This is a genomic window from Streptomyces sp. NPDC054975 (assembly GCF_053609105.1).
On sequence record NZ_JBSGWV010000042.1, the window covers coordinates 40,240 to 55,376 of the forward strand.

Annotated in this window: 11 protein-coding genes; 8 read left to right on the forward strand and 3 right to left on the reverse strand. The window is 73.3% G+C overall.

Annotation, left to right across the window (positions count from 1 at the left end; translation table 11 throughout):
• Positions 1 to 154: 154 nt before the first annotated feature.
• From ACWF79_RS27575 to ACWF79_RS27590, 4 genes are all read left to right on the forward strand, one after another.
• Positions 155 to 3,163 carry a bifunctional acetate--CoA ligase family protein/GNAT family N-acetyltransferase gene (locus ACWF79_RS27575; RefSeq protein WP_453730859.1) on the forward strand — a complete coding sequence of 1,003 codons (3,009 nt, stop codon included), beginning with the start codon at positions 155 to 157 and terminating at the stop codon, positions 3,161 to 3,163.
• Positions 3,164 to 3,254: 91 nt separating this feature from the next.
• Positions 3,255 to 3,839 carry a DUF5998 family protein gene (locus tag ACWF79_RS27580; protein WP_355106181.1) on the forward strand — a complete coding sequence of 195 codons (585 nt, stop codon included), beginning with the start codon at positions 3,255 to 3,257 and terminating at the stop codon, positions 3,837 to 3,839.
• Positions 3,839 to 5,044 carry an alkaline phosphatase family protein gene (locus ACWF79_RS27585; RefSeq protein WP_453730860.1) on the forward strand — a complete coding sequence of 402 codons (1,206 nt, stop codon included), beginning with the start codon at positions 3,839 to 3,841 and terminating at the stop codon, positions 5,042 to 5,044. The genes ACWF79_RS27580 and ACWF79_RS27585 overlap by 1 nt, the downstream gene beginning before the upstream one ends.
• 62 nt (positions 5,045 to 5,106) lie before the next feature.
• A complete protein-coding gene (locus ACWF79_RS27590; protein ID WP_453730861.1) occupies positions 5,107 to 5,754 on the forward strand; it encodes a thymidine kinase in 648 nt (215 codons plus the stop codon).
• Here the strand turns inward: ACWF79_RS27590 and ACWF79_RS27595 are convergent.
• Positions 5,741 to 6,199 (reverse strand): GlcG/HbpS family heme-binding protein, encoded by a 459-nt coding sequence (locus tag ACWF79_RS27595; protein WP_453730862.1) that lies wholly within the window; start codon positions 6,197 to 6,199, stop codon positions 5,741 to 5,743. The two genes, ACWF79_RS27590 and ACWF79_RS27595, sit on opposite strands and share 14 nt — an antisense overlap.
• A gap of 102 nt (positions 6,200 to 6,301) precedes the next feature.
• Complete coding sequence (locus ACWF79_RS27600; protein ID WP_453730863.1) at positions 6,302 to 7,531, reverse strand: MFS transporter; 1,230 nt, start codon at positions 7,529 to 7,531, stop codon at positions 6,302 to 6,304.
• A 316-nt stretch (positions 7,532 to 7,847) separates the two neighbouring features.
• On the opposite strand from ACWF79_RS27600, the gene ACWF79_RS27605 reads away from it, so the two are divergent.
• From ACWF79_RS27605 to ACWF79_RS27615, 3 genes are all read left to right on the forward strand, one after another.
• Positions 7,848 to 10,484: a YfhO family protein gene (locus ACWF79_RS27605; protein WP_453730864.1), complete on the forward strand. Its 2,637-nt coding sequence runs from the start codon at positions 7,848 to 7,850 to the stop codon at positions 10,482 to 10,484.
• A gap of 144 nt (positions 10,485 to 10,628) precedes the next feature.
• Positions 10,629 to 11,594 carry a glycosyltransferase family 2 protein gene (locus tag ACWF79_RS27610; RefSeq protein WP_453730865.1) on the forward strand — a complete coding sequence of 322 codons (966 nt, stop codon included), beginning with the start codon at positions 10,629 to 10,631 and terminating at the stop codon, positions 11,592 to 11,594.
• Between the two features lie 2 nt (positions 11,595 to 11,596).
• The gene (locus tag ACWF79_RS27615; protein WP_453730866.1) at positions 11,597 to 12,967 is read left to right on the forward strand and encodes a polysialyltransferase family glycosyltransferase; all 1,371 of its coding nucleotides are present in this window, start codon (positions 11,597 to 11,599) and stop codon (positions 12,965 to 12,967) included.
• A gap of 144 nt (positions 12,968 to 13,111) precedes the next feature.
• On the opposite strand, the gene ACWF79_RS27620 is transcribed toward ACWF79_RS27615, so the two are convergent.
• The gene (locus ACWF79_RS27620) at positions 13,112 to 13,888 is read right to left on the reverse strand and encodes a VOC family protein (protein ID WP_453730867.1); all 777 of its coding nucleotides are present in this window, start codon (positions 13,886 to 13,888) and stop codon (positions 13,112 to 13,114) included.
• Between the two features lie 255 nt (positions 13,889 to 14,143).
• On the opposite strand from ACWF79_RS27620, the gene ACWF79_RS27625 reads away from it, so the two are divergent.
• Positions 14,144 to 14,980: a sulfurtransferase gene (locus ACWF79_RS27625; RefSeq protein ID WP_453730868.1), complete on the forward strand. Its 837-nt coding sequence runs from the start codon at positions 14,144 to 14,146 to the stop codon at positions 14,978 to 14,980.
• Positions 14,981 to 15,137 lie beyond the last annotated feature (157 nt).

The following is a 15,137-nucleotide window of genomic DNA, read 5'->3' on the forward strand; positions in this document are numbered from 1 at the left end:
GCGGGTTGTCTAGACCAGTCTCTCATGGGTGGCGGTGTGCTCGTCGCCGACCATCGGCCCCCGCTGCAGGGCCGATCGGTCCTCCCTACCTTGCACGGCGCGTACGCACCGCGCGACCGGTGCCCGTGTCGGACCCCAGTCGTACGCTTGCCCCATGCAGAGCGCGTCGGAACGGCCTGAGCAACCGGAACACGACTACCCCGACCACTGGGAAGCGGATGTGGTCCTCCGCGACGGCGGCACCGCGCGCATCCGGCCCATCACCGCCGACGACGCCGACCGGCTGGTCAGCTTCTACGAGCAGGTCTCGGACGAGTCCAAGTACTACCGCTTCTTCGCACCGTACCCCCGGCTCTCCGCCAAGGACGTGCACCGCTTCACCCATCACGACTTCGTGGACCGGGTGGGCCTCGCGGCCACGATCGGCGACGAGTTCATCGCCACCGTCCGGTACGACCGCATCGACGACCGGGGGAGGCCCGCCCCCGCGCCCGCCGACGAGGCCGAGGTCGCCTTCCTCGTCCAGGACGCCCACCAAGGACGCGGCGTGGCCTCCGCGCTGCTCGAACACATCGCGGCGGTGGCGCGCGAGCGGGACATCCGGCGGTTCGCGGCGGAGGTGCTGCCCGCGAACACCAAGATGATCAAGGTCTTCACGGATGCCGGGTACACCCAGAAGCGGAGCTTCGAGGACGGCTCCGTACGGCTCCACCTCGACCTGGAGCCCACCGACCGCTCCCTCGCCGTGCAGCGCGCCCGGGAACAGCGGGCCGAGGCCCGCTCCGTGCAGCGGCTCCTCACCCCCGGCTCGGTCGCCGTCGTCGGAGCCGGCCGCACCCCCGGCGGGGTCGGCCGGACGGTCCTGCGCAACCTCCTGGAGGGCGGGTTCACCGGACGGACGTACGCGGTGAACCGCGCGCTCCCCGAGGGAACCGACACGCTCGACGGGGTGCCGGCCTTCCGCTCCGTGGGGGACATCGGCGAACCGGTGGACCTCGCGATCGTGGCCGTCCCCGCCGAGCGTGTGCCGGAGGCGGTCGCGGACTGCGGGGAGCACGGGGTGCGCGGCCTCGTCGTGCTCTCCGCGGGGTACGCGGAGACCGGCTCCGGGGAGGGGCGGGAACGGCAGCGGGAACTGGTGCGGCAGGCCCGGTCGTACGGGATGCGGATCATCGGGCCCAACGCGTTCGGGATCATCAACACCTCCGCCGGCGCCCGGCTGAACGCCTCGCTCGCGCCGCAGTTGCCGGCCGCCGGGCGGATCGGGCTCTTCACCCAGTCCGGCGCGATCGGGATCGCGCTCCTCGCCGGGCTCCACCGGCACGGCGCCGGCATCTCCTCCTTCATCTCTGCGGGCAACCGGGCGGACGTCTCGGGCAACGACTTCCTCCAGCACTGGTACGACGACCCGGAGACGGACGTCGTCCTGCTGTACCTGGAGTCCATCGGAAACCCGCGGAAGTTCACCCGCCTTGCCCGGCGCACGGCCGCGGTCAAGCCGGTCGTCGTGGTCAAGGGCGCACGGCACAGCGGGAGCGCGCCGCCCGGACACCGGGTGCCGGTCACCCGGATCCCGCACGCCACGGTCTCCGCGCTGCTCCGGCAGGCCGGAGTCATCCGCGTCGACACGGTCACCGAGCTCGTCGACGCCGGGCTGCTCCTCGCGGGCCAGCCGCTGCCGACCGGGCCCCGCGTCGCGATCCTCGGCAACTCCGAGTCGCTCGGGCTGCTCACGTACGACGCCTGCCTGACCGAGGGCCTCCGTCCGCTGCGCCCGCTGGACCTGACGACCGGCGCGAGCCCCGCGGACTTCCGCGCCGCGCTGGCGGCGGCCCTCGCGGACGACGCCTGCGACGCGGTCGTCGTGACCGCGATCCCCTGGGTCGGCGAGAACGGCGCGGTGGAGTCCGGCGACGGCGAGGTCCTCGCCGCCCAGCTCCGCGAGGCGGTCGCCTCCGCCCCGCCCCCGGCGAAGCCGGTGGTCGTCGTCCACGTCGAGATGGGCGGCCTGGCGGAGGCCCTCTCGGCGGCCACCAGCACCCGACCGCCCGCACGTCGCACGCCCCGGGACAGCTCGCCCGCCCCGGCCCCGAAGTCGGCCACGCCCCCCGCCGCCCCGACGGACGAGGCACCGCCGCGCCCGGCGGCCCCGGGCGCCACGCCCGCCGCCGGAACGGCCCCTGCTTCCGCCACGGCCCCCGCCCCCGCCTCCGTCCCAGCCCCCACGTCCACCTCCGCCCCCGCCTCCGGAGCGGCCCCCGCCCCCACCGCCCCGCGTCCCGGCGCGATCCCTGCCTACCCCGCTGCCGAGCGGGCCGTGCGGGCCTTGGCCGAGGCCGTGCGGTACGCGCAGTGGCGGCGGCAGGCAACCGACCCCGGGCGTGTGCCCGAGTTCGAGGAGATCGACGAGGGTGGGGCCGCCGCCCAGATCGAGCGCGTGCTCGGTGCGACCGTGGACGCGGAAGCGGCCGCCCGAGGCGTGACCCTCGACGCCGACGCGGCCCGCGAGCTGCTCGGCCGGTACGGCATCGACGTGCTGCCCACCCTGCCCGCGCCCACCCCCGACGCCGCCGTCCAGGCCGCCGCCCGGCTCGGCTACCCGGTCGCCCTCAAGACGACGGCCCCCCACCTGCGCCACCGCCCCGACCTCGGAGGCGTGCGCCTCGACCTCGCCGGCGAGGAACAACTCCGTACCGCCTACGCCGAGTTGACCGACACCCTCGGCAAGCCCGTCGAGCTTCAGCCGGTCGTCCAGGCCATGGTGCCGCGCGGCGTCGACACCGTCGTGCGCTCGGCCATCGACCCGGCCGTCGGCGCCGTGCTCTCCTTCGGCCTCGCCGGCGCCGCCTCCGAGCTGCTCGGCGACATGTCCCACCGCCTCGTCCCGGCCACCGCCCGGGACGCCGCCGAACTCGTCCGCTCCATCCGCACCGCCCCGCTGCTCTTCGGCTGGCGCGGCTCCGCCCCGGTCGACACCCCGGCCCTGGAGGACCTGCTGCTGCGCGTCTCCCGGCTCGTCGACGACCATCCCGAGGTCGTCGCGATCGCCCTGGAGCCCGTCGTCGTCGCCCCGCACGGCCTCTCCGTGCTCGGCGCGACGGTCCGGCTCGCCCCGCCACCGCCCCGCACGGACCTCGGCCCGCGCAGCCTTCCGAGCTACTAGGGGGTGCCTCGCGGATCAGGGCCGGACACCCCCTGGACGAGACGGCCGGACCGTCCCGGAGTGCCCCTTCCGACGGATTAGGATGGAGTCCATGGCGAAGACCGGTACGACGACCCAGGGGCTGCGCGCGGCGATCGAGCGCAGCGGCTACTACCCGGCCCTCGTGGCCGAGGCGGTGGAGGCCGCCGTCGGTGGCGAGCCGATCGCGTCGTACCTGGTGCACCAGGAGACCACCTTCGACTCCAACGAGGTCCGTCGCCATGTCACGGTCCTCGTCCTGACGGCCAACCGTTTCATCGTCAGCCACACCGACGAGCAGGCCGCCGACAGCAGCTCCCCGACCCCGTACGCCACGACCTCCACCGAGTCGGTCAAGCTCGACCGGATCTCCTCCGTCGTCGTCAGCCGGGTCGTCGCCAACCCGGAGTCGTACACCCCGGGCACCCTGCCCCGTGAGGTCGTCCTGACCATCGGCTGGGGCGCCGTCTCGCGGATCGACCTGGAGCCCGCCGCCTGCGGCGACCCCAACTGCGACGCCGACCACGGCTACACCGGCAACGCCACCGCCGACGACCTCAGCCTGCGCGTCAGCGACGCCGGCGACGGGCCGGACACCGTGCGCCAGACGCTGGCCTTCGCCCAGTCGCTCTCCGAAGCCACCGCGGCGACCCGCTGATGGTCCAGCCCACCGCCGTCGCTTCCGGCTGGCCGGACGACCCCGTCCCGCTCGATCTCGCCACCGCGCCCGTCCCCGAGTACGGCACCGGCTCGCTGGCCGACGTCCTTCCGACGCTCGTCGCCGGTCAGGGCGCACCGGGGTTCGACGCCCGGATCGCCGAGCTCACCCCCGCCGACCGGAACTGCGTCTTCCTGATCGACGGGCTCGGCTGGGAGCAGATCAGGAGCCATCCGGACGAGGCCCCGTACCTCACCTCCCTCCTCGGCTCCTCGCGCGGCGGCACGGGACGCCCGATCACCGCCGGCTTCCCCGCCACCACCGCGACCTCGCTCGCCTCGGTCGGTACGGGACGCTTCCCCGGCACGCACGGGCTGCCCGGGTACACCGTCCGCAACCCCGAGACCGGCGAGCTGATGAACCAGCTCCGCTGGAAGCCGTGGACCTCGCCCCGCGTCTGGCAGCCGTACCCCACGGTCTTCCAGCTCGCGCACGAGGCCGGCATCCACACGGCCCAGGTCTCGTCGCCGATCTTCCAGGACACCCCGCTCACCAAGATCGCGCTGAGTGGCGGAACGTTTCACGGCCGGCTCTCCGGCGAGGAGCGGATGGACTTCGCCGCCGAGCAGCTCGCCGGCGGCGACCGCTCGCTGGTGTACACGTACTACAGCGAACTCGACGGGGCCGGACACCGCTTCGGCCTCGACTCCGACGCCTGGCGCGGCCAGCTGATGTTCGTCGACCGGCTCGTGCAGCGCCTCGCGGAGCAACTGCCGCCCCGCTCGGCCCTGTACGTCACGGCGGACCACGGCATGGTCGACATCCCCTTCGACGACCAGCACCGGATCGACTTCGACGAGGACTGGGAGCTGCGCGCCGGTGTCGCCCTTCTCGGGGGCGAGGGCCGTGCCCGGCACGTCTACGCGGTGCCGGGGGCCGGGGCCGATGTGCTCACGTGCTGGCGGGAGGTGCTCGGCGAGCAGTTCTGGGTGGCGAGCCGCGACGAGGCCATCGCGCTCGGCTGGTTCGGCGACGAGGTCGACGAGCGGGTCCACGGGCGGATCGGCGACGTCGTCGCCGCGGCCCACGACGACGTCCTCATCATCGCCTCCGTCAACGAGCCCCACGAGTCGGCGATGGTCGGTGTGCACGGGTCGATGACGCCCGCGGAGCAGCTGGTGCCGCTCCTCGAAGTCCGCTCCTGACCCCGTACCCGTACGCCCGTCCTCCCTTCACCCACCCCGACCTGAAAGGTCCCCGACCTCCCATGCCCGAGCTGGTGTTCTTCTCCGGAACGATGGACTGCGGAAAGAGCACCCTCGCTCTTCAGATCGAGCACAACCGGTCCACGCGCGGGTTGCAGGGCATGATCTTCACGCGGGACGACCGGGCGGGCGAGGGCAAGCTCTCCTCGCGCCTCGGCCTGGTCACGGACGCCGTGGAGGCGGCGGAGGGCTTCGACTTCTACGCGTACCTCGTCGCGCACCTCTCCAAGGGCGGCCGCTGCGACTACGTCATCGCGGACGAGGCGCAGTTCCTGTCGCCCGATCAGATCGACCAGCTCGCCCGGGTCGTGGACGACCTGGAACTGGACGTCTTCGCCTTCGGCATCACCACCGACTTCCGCTCGAAGCTGTTCCCCGGCTCCCAGCGGCTCGTGGAGCTCGCCGACCGGGTCGAGGTGCTCCAGGTCGAGGCGCTCTGCTGGTGCGGGGCCCGGGCGACACACAACGCGCGCACCGTCGGCGGCGCGATGGTCGTCGAGGGTGCGCAGGTCGTGGTGGGCGATGTGAACGCGGGGGACGAGATCGGCTACGAGGTGCTGTGCCGACGCCACCACCGCCGTCGGATGACGGCGGCGACGGCTCGGGCGGCGGCCCTTTCCCCGGACGTGCTGCCGGTCAGCTCAGCCTGACCGGCCGACCGGCGGCGAGCGCCTCGACGGCCGTGGTGGCGAAGCCGTGGTCCTGGTCGGGGGCGCCTCCGCCGACCCCGATGGCTCCGACGAGGTGGCCGTCCCGGTGGACCGGCAGGCCGCCGGCGATGAAGAGCAGCGGGCGGTCGAGGGCCGTCGTGAGGCTGTGGAACGGGCCGTCCGGCTTCACCAGGTCGACCAGGTCGGCGGTGGGGGCGTTCAGCTGGAGGGCCGTGTACGCCTTGCGGGTGCTGGTCTCGCCGGAGATCAGCACGGCGCGGTCGTCGCGGCGGAAGGCCAGCAGGTGGCCGCCCGCGTCCAGGACGGTGACGCTGACGGTGACTCCGGCGTCCTCTGCGGCGCGGCGCGCGGCGGAGAGCAGGATCTCGGCGTCCTGAGTGCTCAGCGGGGTGAGGGTGGCCGGGGCGGAGGTCGTGGTGCTCATGGTGCTGTCGTCCTTCGGGGTTGGGGGGATGGTGTCAGGGGGTCGGTGTGGCCCGGCCGGTACCGAACGGGGGCCTGGCCCTCGGCCGGTACCGACCGAGGGTCACCGCAGCCCGGCCGGTACCGGCGCGGCGGCCTGGCCCGGCTCGGAGGCGGAGGCAGGCACAGAGGCCGCGCCAGTGGCGGCCCGGGTCCGCCTGTCCAGGAAGGCGGCCAGGAAGGCCAGGAGCAGGGCCGTGCCGGAGAGCAGCGCGCCGACCCAGTTCGGGGCGGTGAAGCCGAGGCCCGCGGCGATGACGACACCGCCGAGCCAGGCGGCCAGGGCGTTGCCCAGGTTGAAGGCGCCGATGTTGGCGGCGGAGGCGAGGGTCGGGGCCTGCTTGGCCTGGTCCAGGACCCACTTCTGCAGCGGCGGTACGGTCGCGAAGCCGAGCGCGCCGATCAGGGTGAGGGTGATCGCGGCGAGGACCTGGTGGTGGGCGGTGGCCGTGAAGAGCAGCAGGGCCAGGGACAGCGCGCCGAGCGACACGAACAGCATGGGCATCAGGGCGCGGTCGGCGAACTTCCCGCCGAGCAGGTTGCCGAGGAACATGCCGATGCCGAAGAGGACGAGCAGCCAGGTCACGGCGCCTTCGGTGTAGCCGGCGACCTCGGTCATCATCGGCGTGATGTAGGTGATGGCCGCGAAGACACCGCCGTACCCGAGGACGGTCATCGCCATGGCCAGCCAGACCTGCACGTTCCTGAAGGCGGCGAACTCGGTGCGGACGTTCTCCGTCCGGGCCCGGCCCGTCTCGGGGATCAGCCTGGCCACGCCGAGGAAGCCGACGACGCCGAGCGCGGCGACGATGGCGAAGGTGACGCGCCAGCCGGCGGCCTGGCCGATGTAGGTGCCGAGCGGGACGCCGACGATGTTGGCGACGGTCAGGCCCATGAACATCAGGGAGATCGCGGACGCCTTCTTCTCCGGGGCCACCAGGTCCGCGGCGACGACCGAGCCGATGCCGAAGAACGCGCCGTGGGCGAGGGAGGCCACGATCCGGCCCACCAGCATCATGCCGAAGGACGGGGCGACGGCGGAGAGCAGGTTCCCGACGATGAAGAGGCCCATCAGGAAGAGGAGCATCTTCTTCCGGGAGACCTTGGTGCCGAGCACCGTCAGGAGCGGGGCCCCGAACACGACACCGAGGGCGTAACCGGTCACCAGCCAGCCGGCCGTGGGGATGGAGACACCGAAGTCGCCGGCGACCTGGGGCAGCACACCCATGATCACGAACTCGGTGGTGCCGATCCCGAAGGCCCCGATGGCGAGGGCCAGGAGCGCGAGAGGCATGGCGAAGCACCTTTCAGAATGTTTGCAGAGGGGGTTTGCGTGCTTCGACAATAATTGCAGACGCTGGCTAATGGCAAGCGGTGGGTATTGCGCAGGACGGCTACCGCCGTGCGCGGGCTTCTGTGCGTCCGGGGAAGGGGGAGATCAGGGCGGCCCAGGCGTAACACCTCGTGTTCACCTCCGGTGTGCCGGAAGCCCGCCTGCTGATCGGATACGAGTCGCCCGACTCGGAGGTAATGGCAGTCGGCCCATGACGTGGACGTGAACACCGGGCCTACGCGCAACCGCGCACCGCGCGAGACACCCCGGAGGACGTGTGCCCCCTGCTGCCGAGACCGTGCCCGATCAGGGCGAAGGCGTGCGCACCGAGGGCGGGCGGCCGGTCGCCCCGGACGGCGCGGGGGGCCGCCCCCGCGAGCAGCGGTTCCTCGCACGGGCCCGGCGCAGCATCCGGGTCAGGGCCGCCGCCGCGGCCGCCCTGCTGACCTGCCTCGTCTTCTGTCTCGGCGGTCTCGTCGCCGGCGTCCACCCGTTCGGGCCCACGACCCGCAACACCGTCGACCTCGGCCAGCAGTACCTGCCCTTCCACGCCCACTGGCGCAGGGTCCTCCTCGGCCAGGCCGACGGCGACATGTTCCTCAACTGGAACGCGGGCTTCGGGACGAACTTCCTCGGCGACTACGGCACGTACCTCAGCAGCCCCTTCGACCTGCTGGTCGTGCTCTTCCCGGCCGACCGGATGGAACTCGCCCTCTACGTCATCACGGCAGCCAAGATCACCGCCGCCGGCGCGGCCATGGCGGTCCTGCTCCTCCGGCTGCGCAGGGGCCCCTGGCAGGTCGCCGCCGTCCTGGGCGCGGCGTACGCGCTGTGCGGCTGGACCCTCAACTACGGCGCCACCGTGCCGATGTGGCTCGACGGACTGCTCGCCTTCCCTCTCCTGTGCCTCGTGGGGGAGTGGGCCCGTGCAGGCCGCCGACCGGTCCTCGGACCGCTCGTCGTCGCCCTGGCCTGGTACGCCAACTTCTACACCGCGTACATGGCGACGCTCGGCGCGGCCGTCGTCCTGGCGGTCCGGCTGCTCACCGCCGACGCCTCGGCCCGCAGGCGCCTGTCCGGGCTGCTGCGCGCCGCCCGGTCCGTGCTCCTCGGCATCGGCCTCGCGACCCCGCTCGTCCTGGTCGTCTACCTCGCCACCAAGGTCGCCGACCCCACCCCCGAGGTGTCGTTCACCGCCGTCGCCTGGACCGAGGTGTTCGCCCGGCTGCTCCCCGCCACGGCCAGTGTCGCCAGCCCTGCCCTCTTCATCGGCACCCCGGCGCTCGCGCTCGCGCTCACCATGCCGTTCAACAGCACGGTGGCGGCCCGGACGCGCGTCGCCTGGACGGCCGCGATCGTCCTGGTCGCCCTCTCCCTCCAGTGGGGCCCCACCCACCTCCTGTGGCACGCGGGCGCCTCGCCGAACGGCATCCCGTACCGGCAGACCTTCGTGCTCTGCGGACTGCTGCTGATCGCGGCCTGGCTCTCCACGGCCCGTGGACTTCCCCCGCTGCCCGCCCTCCTCGGCGGGGCGAGCGTCCTCGCCGCCCTCGCCTTCGGTGCCCGGGGCAGCCTCCTCGTCGACCGCTGGACCTACCCTGCCTTCGCCGCCGCGCTGGTCCTCGCGACGCTCGCCGCCGTGGCCGTGCTGCTCGCCCGGCGGTACGCGGTCGGCGTCAAGGTCCTGCCCGCCCTCGCCGTCGTCCTCCTCGCCCTCGCGCAGGCCGGCGAGGCCGCCGTCACCGGCGGCAGGATCACCGAGAAGGAGCTGACCCAGGTCCACTGGTCCCCGCGCGTCGGACCCTGGCAGGAAGACATGGGGCGCGCCGTCGCCGAGAAGGACGCCTGGCCACGCCGCCGTACGGACCCCGGCGAAATGCCGGGCGGCAACGACGTCCTGCTGGTCGGCGGCCAGGGCGCCGAGTACTACTCAAGCCTCACGTCGCGGACGTACACCCGTACCCTCTCCGCCCTCGGCTTCGGCTTCTGGGCCAAGGGCCGCCACCCGGTCACGCTCGACAACCCCGTCACCGACGCGATCTTCTCCATCGGCACCCGGATGCGGTCCACGCCCTCGGCACCCCTGAGGCCCGACACCCTTCCCGAGGCGGACATCACCGTCACCGACACCCCCGTGCCGCCGCTCGTCACGGTCCGCCCGGACGTCCGGCCGGCCGCGCGCGAGACCGCCTTCGGCGATTCCCCCTTCGCCAACCAGGAGTTGCTGCTCGGATCGGCGGTGTACACCGTGCCGGAGCAGGTCCGGCGCACGGACCGACCCGGCGGTGTCACCACCCTGACGGCCTCCTGCCCGGCGGGCTCCGGCCTGTGGCTCTGGGCGCCCGAACTCAAGGGCACCGCGGCCCTGGACGGCGGCCGGCCCGTCTCCTTCTTCGGCGGACTCCCGTCCGTGCAGGGCCCGATGCGGACCCTCGGCACCGTCCCGGCCTCCGGCGCCGTACAGGTCGAACTGCGTGGCCCCGAGCGGCCGTCCCTGCCCCAGCAGCCCGTCGGCTGCCTGGAGAAGAAGCGACTCGACGCCGCTGTAGGGAAGTTGACGGCGACCGGCGCCACCGACGTGCGCGTCTCCGGCCACACGCTGACCGCCGAACTCCCGGCCGGCAGCACGGGAACCGCCGTCATCGCCGTACCGCGCATCTCCGGCTGGAGCTGCGCCGCCGGGGACGCCGCGCCGGCGCCCGCCCAGCGCCACCTCGGCCTCCTCGCCGTCCCGCTCGACTCCACGACGACGTCGGTCAGTTGCACCTTCCGGCCGCCGGGGCTGCGCATCGGCGGTGCGATCGGCGCCCTGGCACTGCTCACCCTCCTTGCGCTCGGATTCCGGGCGAGGTTCGCCCGGAGGGCGACAAGAGTTCACCTGGAGTCCGCGCCGGCCTCGTCCGGCGGGAGATGACGGTGGTTACGCTGCCCGTCCGACCGGCGTTCGCCCAGGTGAACGCCGCCGCGAGTCCGCTCGCGCGCCGAGCGACCGATCGCTCGTCCGCCGATCCGTTCGTCTGCTCTTCTGTTCGTCTGGCTTGAGTGTGGGGATGTCCGAGTGCCCAAGTTGTCCGTCATCGTGCCGTTCCACAACGTCGGGCTCTATGCCTCCGACACCATGCGCAGCCTCGCGAGCAACGCGGACCCGGATTTCGAGTTCCTGCTGATCGACGACTGCTCGACGGACGAGACACCCCACATCCTGGACCGCTGGCAGAGCCGTGTCCCGAACGCCACCGTGATCCGCCACGAGACGAACCTCGGCGTGGCCCAGGCGCGCAACACCGGCCTCGACGCGGCCACCGGCGACTACGTCACCTTCCTCGACGGCGACGACTGGTACGCCCCCGGCCACCTGCGCGCCATGGTCGACGGCATCGACGCCCTCGGCTGCGACTTCGCCCGCACCGACCACGTCCTGTCGACCGGCCCGAAGCGCGCCATCCGCTACGCCCCCGCCAAGGTGCGCGAGACCGTGATGGACCCGCGCGACGGCATCGCGCCCGCCAGCATGATCACGATGGTCGACTACCCCTTCGTCCCCTTCGGCATCTACAGCGGCCGACTCTTCGAGAACGGCGCCTCGCGCTTCGAGACGAAGCTGCGCACCGCCGAGGACCGGCTCTGGATCTGGCGTCTCCACCTGAACGCCACCACCTACGCCTCCCTCAGCCTCCACGGCGTCTTCTACCGGCGCGGCGTCACCACCTCGCTCACCCAGATCACCGACAACCGCCAGCTCGACTTCATCCCCTCGTACGACCTCCTCCTGGAGGAGGTCTCCGCCGACCGCGACGCCGACCGCTTCCTGCCGAAGGCGGTGCGCACCTACTGCGCCATGATCGCCTTCCACATGGGCAAGGCCGACCAGTACGAACCGGCCGTGACCAAGCGGCTCAAGCAGAACGTGACCGACGCCCTGCGCCGGATGCCGCAGCAGGTGCTCGACGAGACCCTCGCGACGATGGACACCGCGCGCAGCACCCTGCTCCGCGGCCTGCGCGCCACCGGAAGGACCGCCTGATCATGACCGCGACGCCCGCCAACCCGCGTACGACGACGGCGAAGCCGCGCATCCAGATCTTCGAGGTCTCCACGCTCTACGGCGCCGCCACGCTCGCCGCGGCGATCGACGCCGGCCGGTTCGGCGCCCCCGACGACGCCCGGCGGATCCTGCTGATCTCGAACAACGCAGCGATCCCGGAGACCGCGCTACGCCTGGAGACGATGACCGGTTACGACCGGATCGCCACCCGCTTCGACGAGGTGATCGACTGGAACGAGGCGATCCAGCCGCACCACCCCGCCACCTGGTCGCCGCGCACCGAGGAAGCCCCGCTCTGGCAGCGCGTGTTCCGCACGGCGTGGGACCTGGGCAGCGCCCCGGTCGAGCTGATCGTCGAGTCCATCCAGGTCAACCCCGCCAAGGCGCTCGCCTTCGTCTTCGCCGAGAGCACCGTCCAGGTCTACGCCGACGGCCTGATGAGCTACGGCCCCACCCGCGAGGAGCTGCCGCAGTCGATCGCCTGCCGGATCGGGCGGCTGCTCCACCTCGACCTGGTGCCCGGCCTGCGCCCCCTGCTGCTCTCCGAGTACGGCGTCCAGCCCGAACTCGTCCCCGACGAGGCCTTCCGCGCGGTCCTCGCGGAGATCGCCGAGGCGGCCGAGGGCGACCGGACGGTGACCGAGGCGGTCGAGGCCGAGCCCACCGCCCTCCTCCTCGGCCAGTACCTCGCGGCGCTCGACATCCTCACCGCCGACGAGGAGGAGGAGCTGCACATCCGGATGATGCGCGGAGCCGCCACGGCCGGACACACATCGGTGATCTTCAAGCCGCACCCGACCGCGCCCGCCCGCTACTCGACGGCGCTGAACGAGGCGGCCGAGGAGGTCGGCGTACGGCTGACGGTCCTGGACGGCCCGCTGCTCGCCGAGACCTTCTACGAGCGGTGCCGGCCGCGGCTGGTCGTCGGCTGCTTCTCGACCGCCATGGTCACCGCGTCCGTCTACTACGGCGTGCCGATCGCCCGCGTGGGCACCGACACGGTCCTCGAGCGGCTCAAGCCGGTCGAGAACAGCAACCGGGTGCCGCTGACGGTCGTGGACCACATCGTGCCCGACCTGGAGACCGGCTCCGGCCCGGCCGTCCCGGGCGCGGGCCCGGAGACGCTCACCCCGCTGGTGCGCGCCGTGGGCTTCTGCATGCAGCCCAAGCTCTACCCGCTGCTGCGGGACGAGACCGTCCGGTTCCTCGAAGCCCACGCGGGCGACGCGGACATGACGCGCTACTTCGACGGCGAGCGCCTGACGAAGCTCGCCCTGCCCGGCGGCGACCCGGCCCCCCGCTCCGGCGCCGCACGACTCCGCCGAAGCCTGATCCGGAGCGGCAGGGGCTGAGCGGCGCGGGCCGCCCGGGGCGGGGGCGAGCTGCGCGGCCGCCCTGCCCGGCGGTTGAGCTGCCGGGGCCGTTCCGGGCGGGGGGTGAGCTGCGGGGCCGTGCTGGGAGCGGGGTCGAGCTGCGGGGCCGTCCGGGCGGCCGCCTCAGGCGTCCGGCGCCGAGTGGACGATCGTGAAGACCGCCCCCTCCGTGTCCGCCACCAGCGCGACCCGGCCCTGCGCACCCTCCCTGGGCGGCCGCAGGACATGGCCGCCCAGCTCGGTGACCAGCCGGGCGGCCGCGTCGGTGTCGGCGACCTCGAAGTACGTCATCCAGTGCGGTCCCCGGTCACGGGGGAGCGCGGTGCCGAGGCCGTGCAGGGCCGCCACCGGGCGCCCCTCCAGGAGAAGGGTCAGATAGTCGAAGTCGGCGGAGACGACCGGCTCGGCCTCGTAGCGGAAGACCGTCTGGTAGAACTTCGCGACCGCCGACGTCTCGTACGTCAGGAGCTCGTTCCAGACCGGCGTCCCGGGCGAACCCGCGGTCGCCGTGCCGAGGTGGAGACCGGCCTGCCAGACTCCGAAGACGGCGCCGACCGGGTCCGAGCAGATCACCAGCCGGCCGGCCTCGCCCGCGTCGAGCGGGCCGACGGCGACCGTGCCGCCGCAGCAGCGGATGGTCTCCGCGACCTCGTCGGCGTCGTCGGCGGCCAAGTAGGTGGTCCACGCGACCGGCAGGTGCCGGTCGGGCGGCAACTGGCCGATGCCCGCCACTTCCTTGCCGTCGAGCAGGGCGCGGACGTACGGACCGAGCTGCTGCGGACCGGGGACGAACTCCCAGCCGAAGAGCGCGCCGTAGAACTCCTGCGTCGCGTCAAGCCCATGCACCATCAAGCTCACCCAAGAGGGTGTACCGGGTGTGCGCCGAGTCGCCTCGGTCATCGTCACTCTCTCCTCGGACCATCGTCGTGGCCGTGCGGGGGGACCCGGGCGCACGGACTCGTACGGGCGGGTGGGAGCGGGGCCCTCGGCTTCCGCAGCGGGTTACTGCCCGCCCTCCACGTGCCGTACACGCGACTGGGGGCGCGCCTGTGCACGATGCTCGCACCAACGGGCGCCGTACGCCCCGCGGCCGCGCCGACATTCCGTCACCAGGGCGTGGTCCGCTCCGGCGCGCGCTGCGCGAGGATGGCACGCATGAAGCCCATCATCACCGCAGGCGATCTCGCGAGCGACCTGGCCGGGGCGCGCCGCCCGGTCCTGCTGGACGTCCGTTGGCAGCTCGGCGGCCCGCCTGGACGGCCCGATTACGACGCCGGACACGTGCCCGGCGCCGTCTACGTCGACCTGGACACGGAACTGGCCGCTCCACCCGGCCGTGGCGGCCGGCACCCGCTGCCGGACCTGGAGGTCTTCGGCGCGGCGATGCGCCGGGCGGGAGTCTCCGCGGACACTCCGGTCGTCGTCTACGACGGCGGCCTCGGCTGGGGCGCCGCCCGGGCCTGGTGGCTGCTGCGCTGGACCGGCCACACCGACGTACGGGTCCTGGACGGCGGCCTCGCGGCGTGGACGGCGGAGGGGTACGAGCTGTCGAAGGAGACCCCGAGCCCCGAGCCGGGCGACTTCGCGCCGCACCCGAGCGACGTCGGGCTCCTCGACGCCGACGGGGCCGCGGCACTGGCCCGTTCGGGCCTGCTGCTCGACGCGCGGGCGGCTGAGCGCTACCGGGGCGACGTGGAGCCGATCGACCCGGTCGGCGGCCACATCCCGGGCGCGGTCTCCGCCCCGACGACGGAGAACGTGGACGAGCACGGCCGCTTCCTCCCGGCGCCCGCCCTGGCGTCCCGCTTCGCCGGTCTCGGCGCCCAGGAGGAGGGCGCGGTCGGCGTCTACTGCGGCTCGGGCGTCTCGGGCGCACACCAGGTCCTCGCCCTGGCGATCGCGGGCATCCCGTCCGCCCTGTACGCGGGCTCCTGGTCGGAGTGGTCCAACGACCCCACCCGGCCCGTGGCCAAGGGCCCGGACCCGCAGTAGTCCCGCGCATGCGAGCGGCCCGCACCGACGCCGGGTGCGGGCTTGTACGTGAAGGGCCCGCACCAACGGCCGGTGCGGAGCCGTACGTGAAGGGCCCGCACCGACCGCCGGTGCGGGCCCTTCACGTATGCCGTACGGGTGTCAGTCCTGCTTCTTC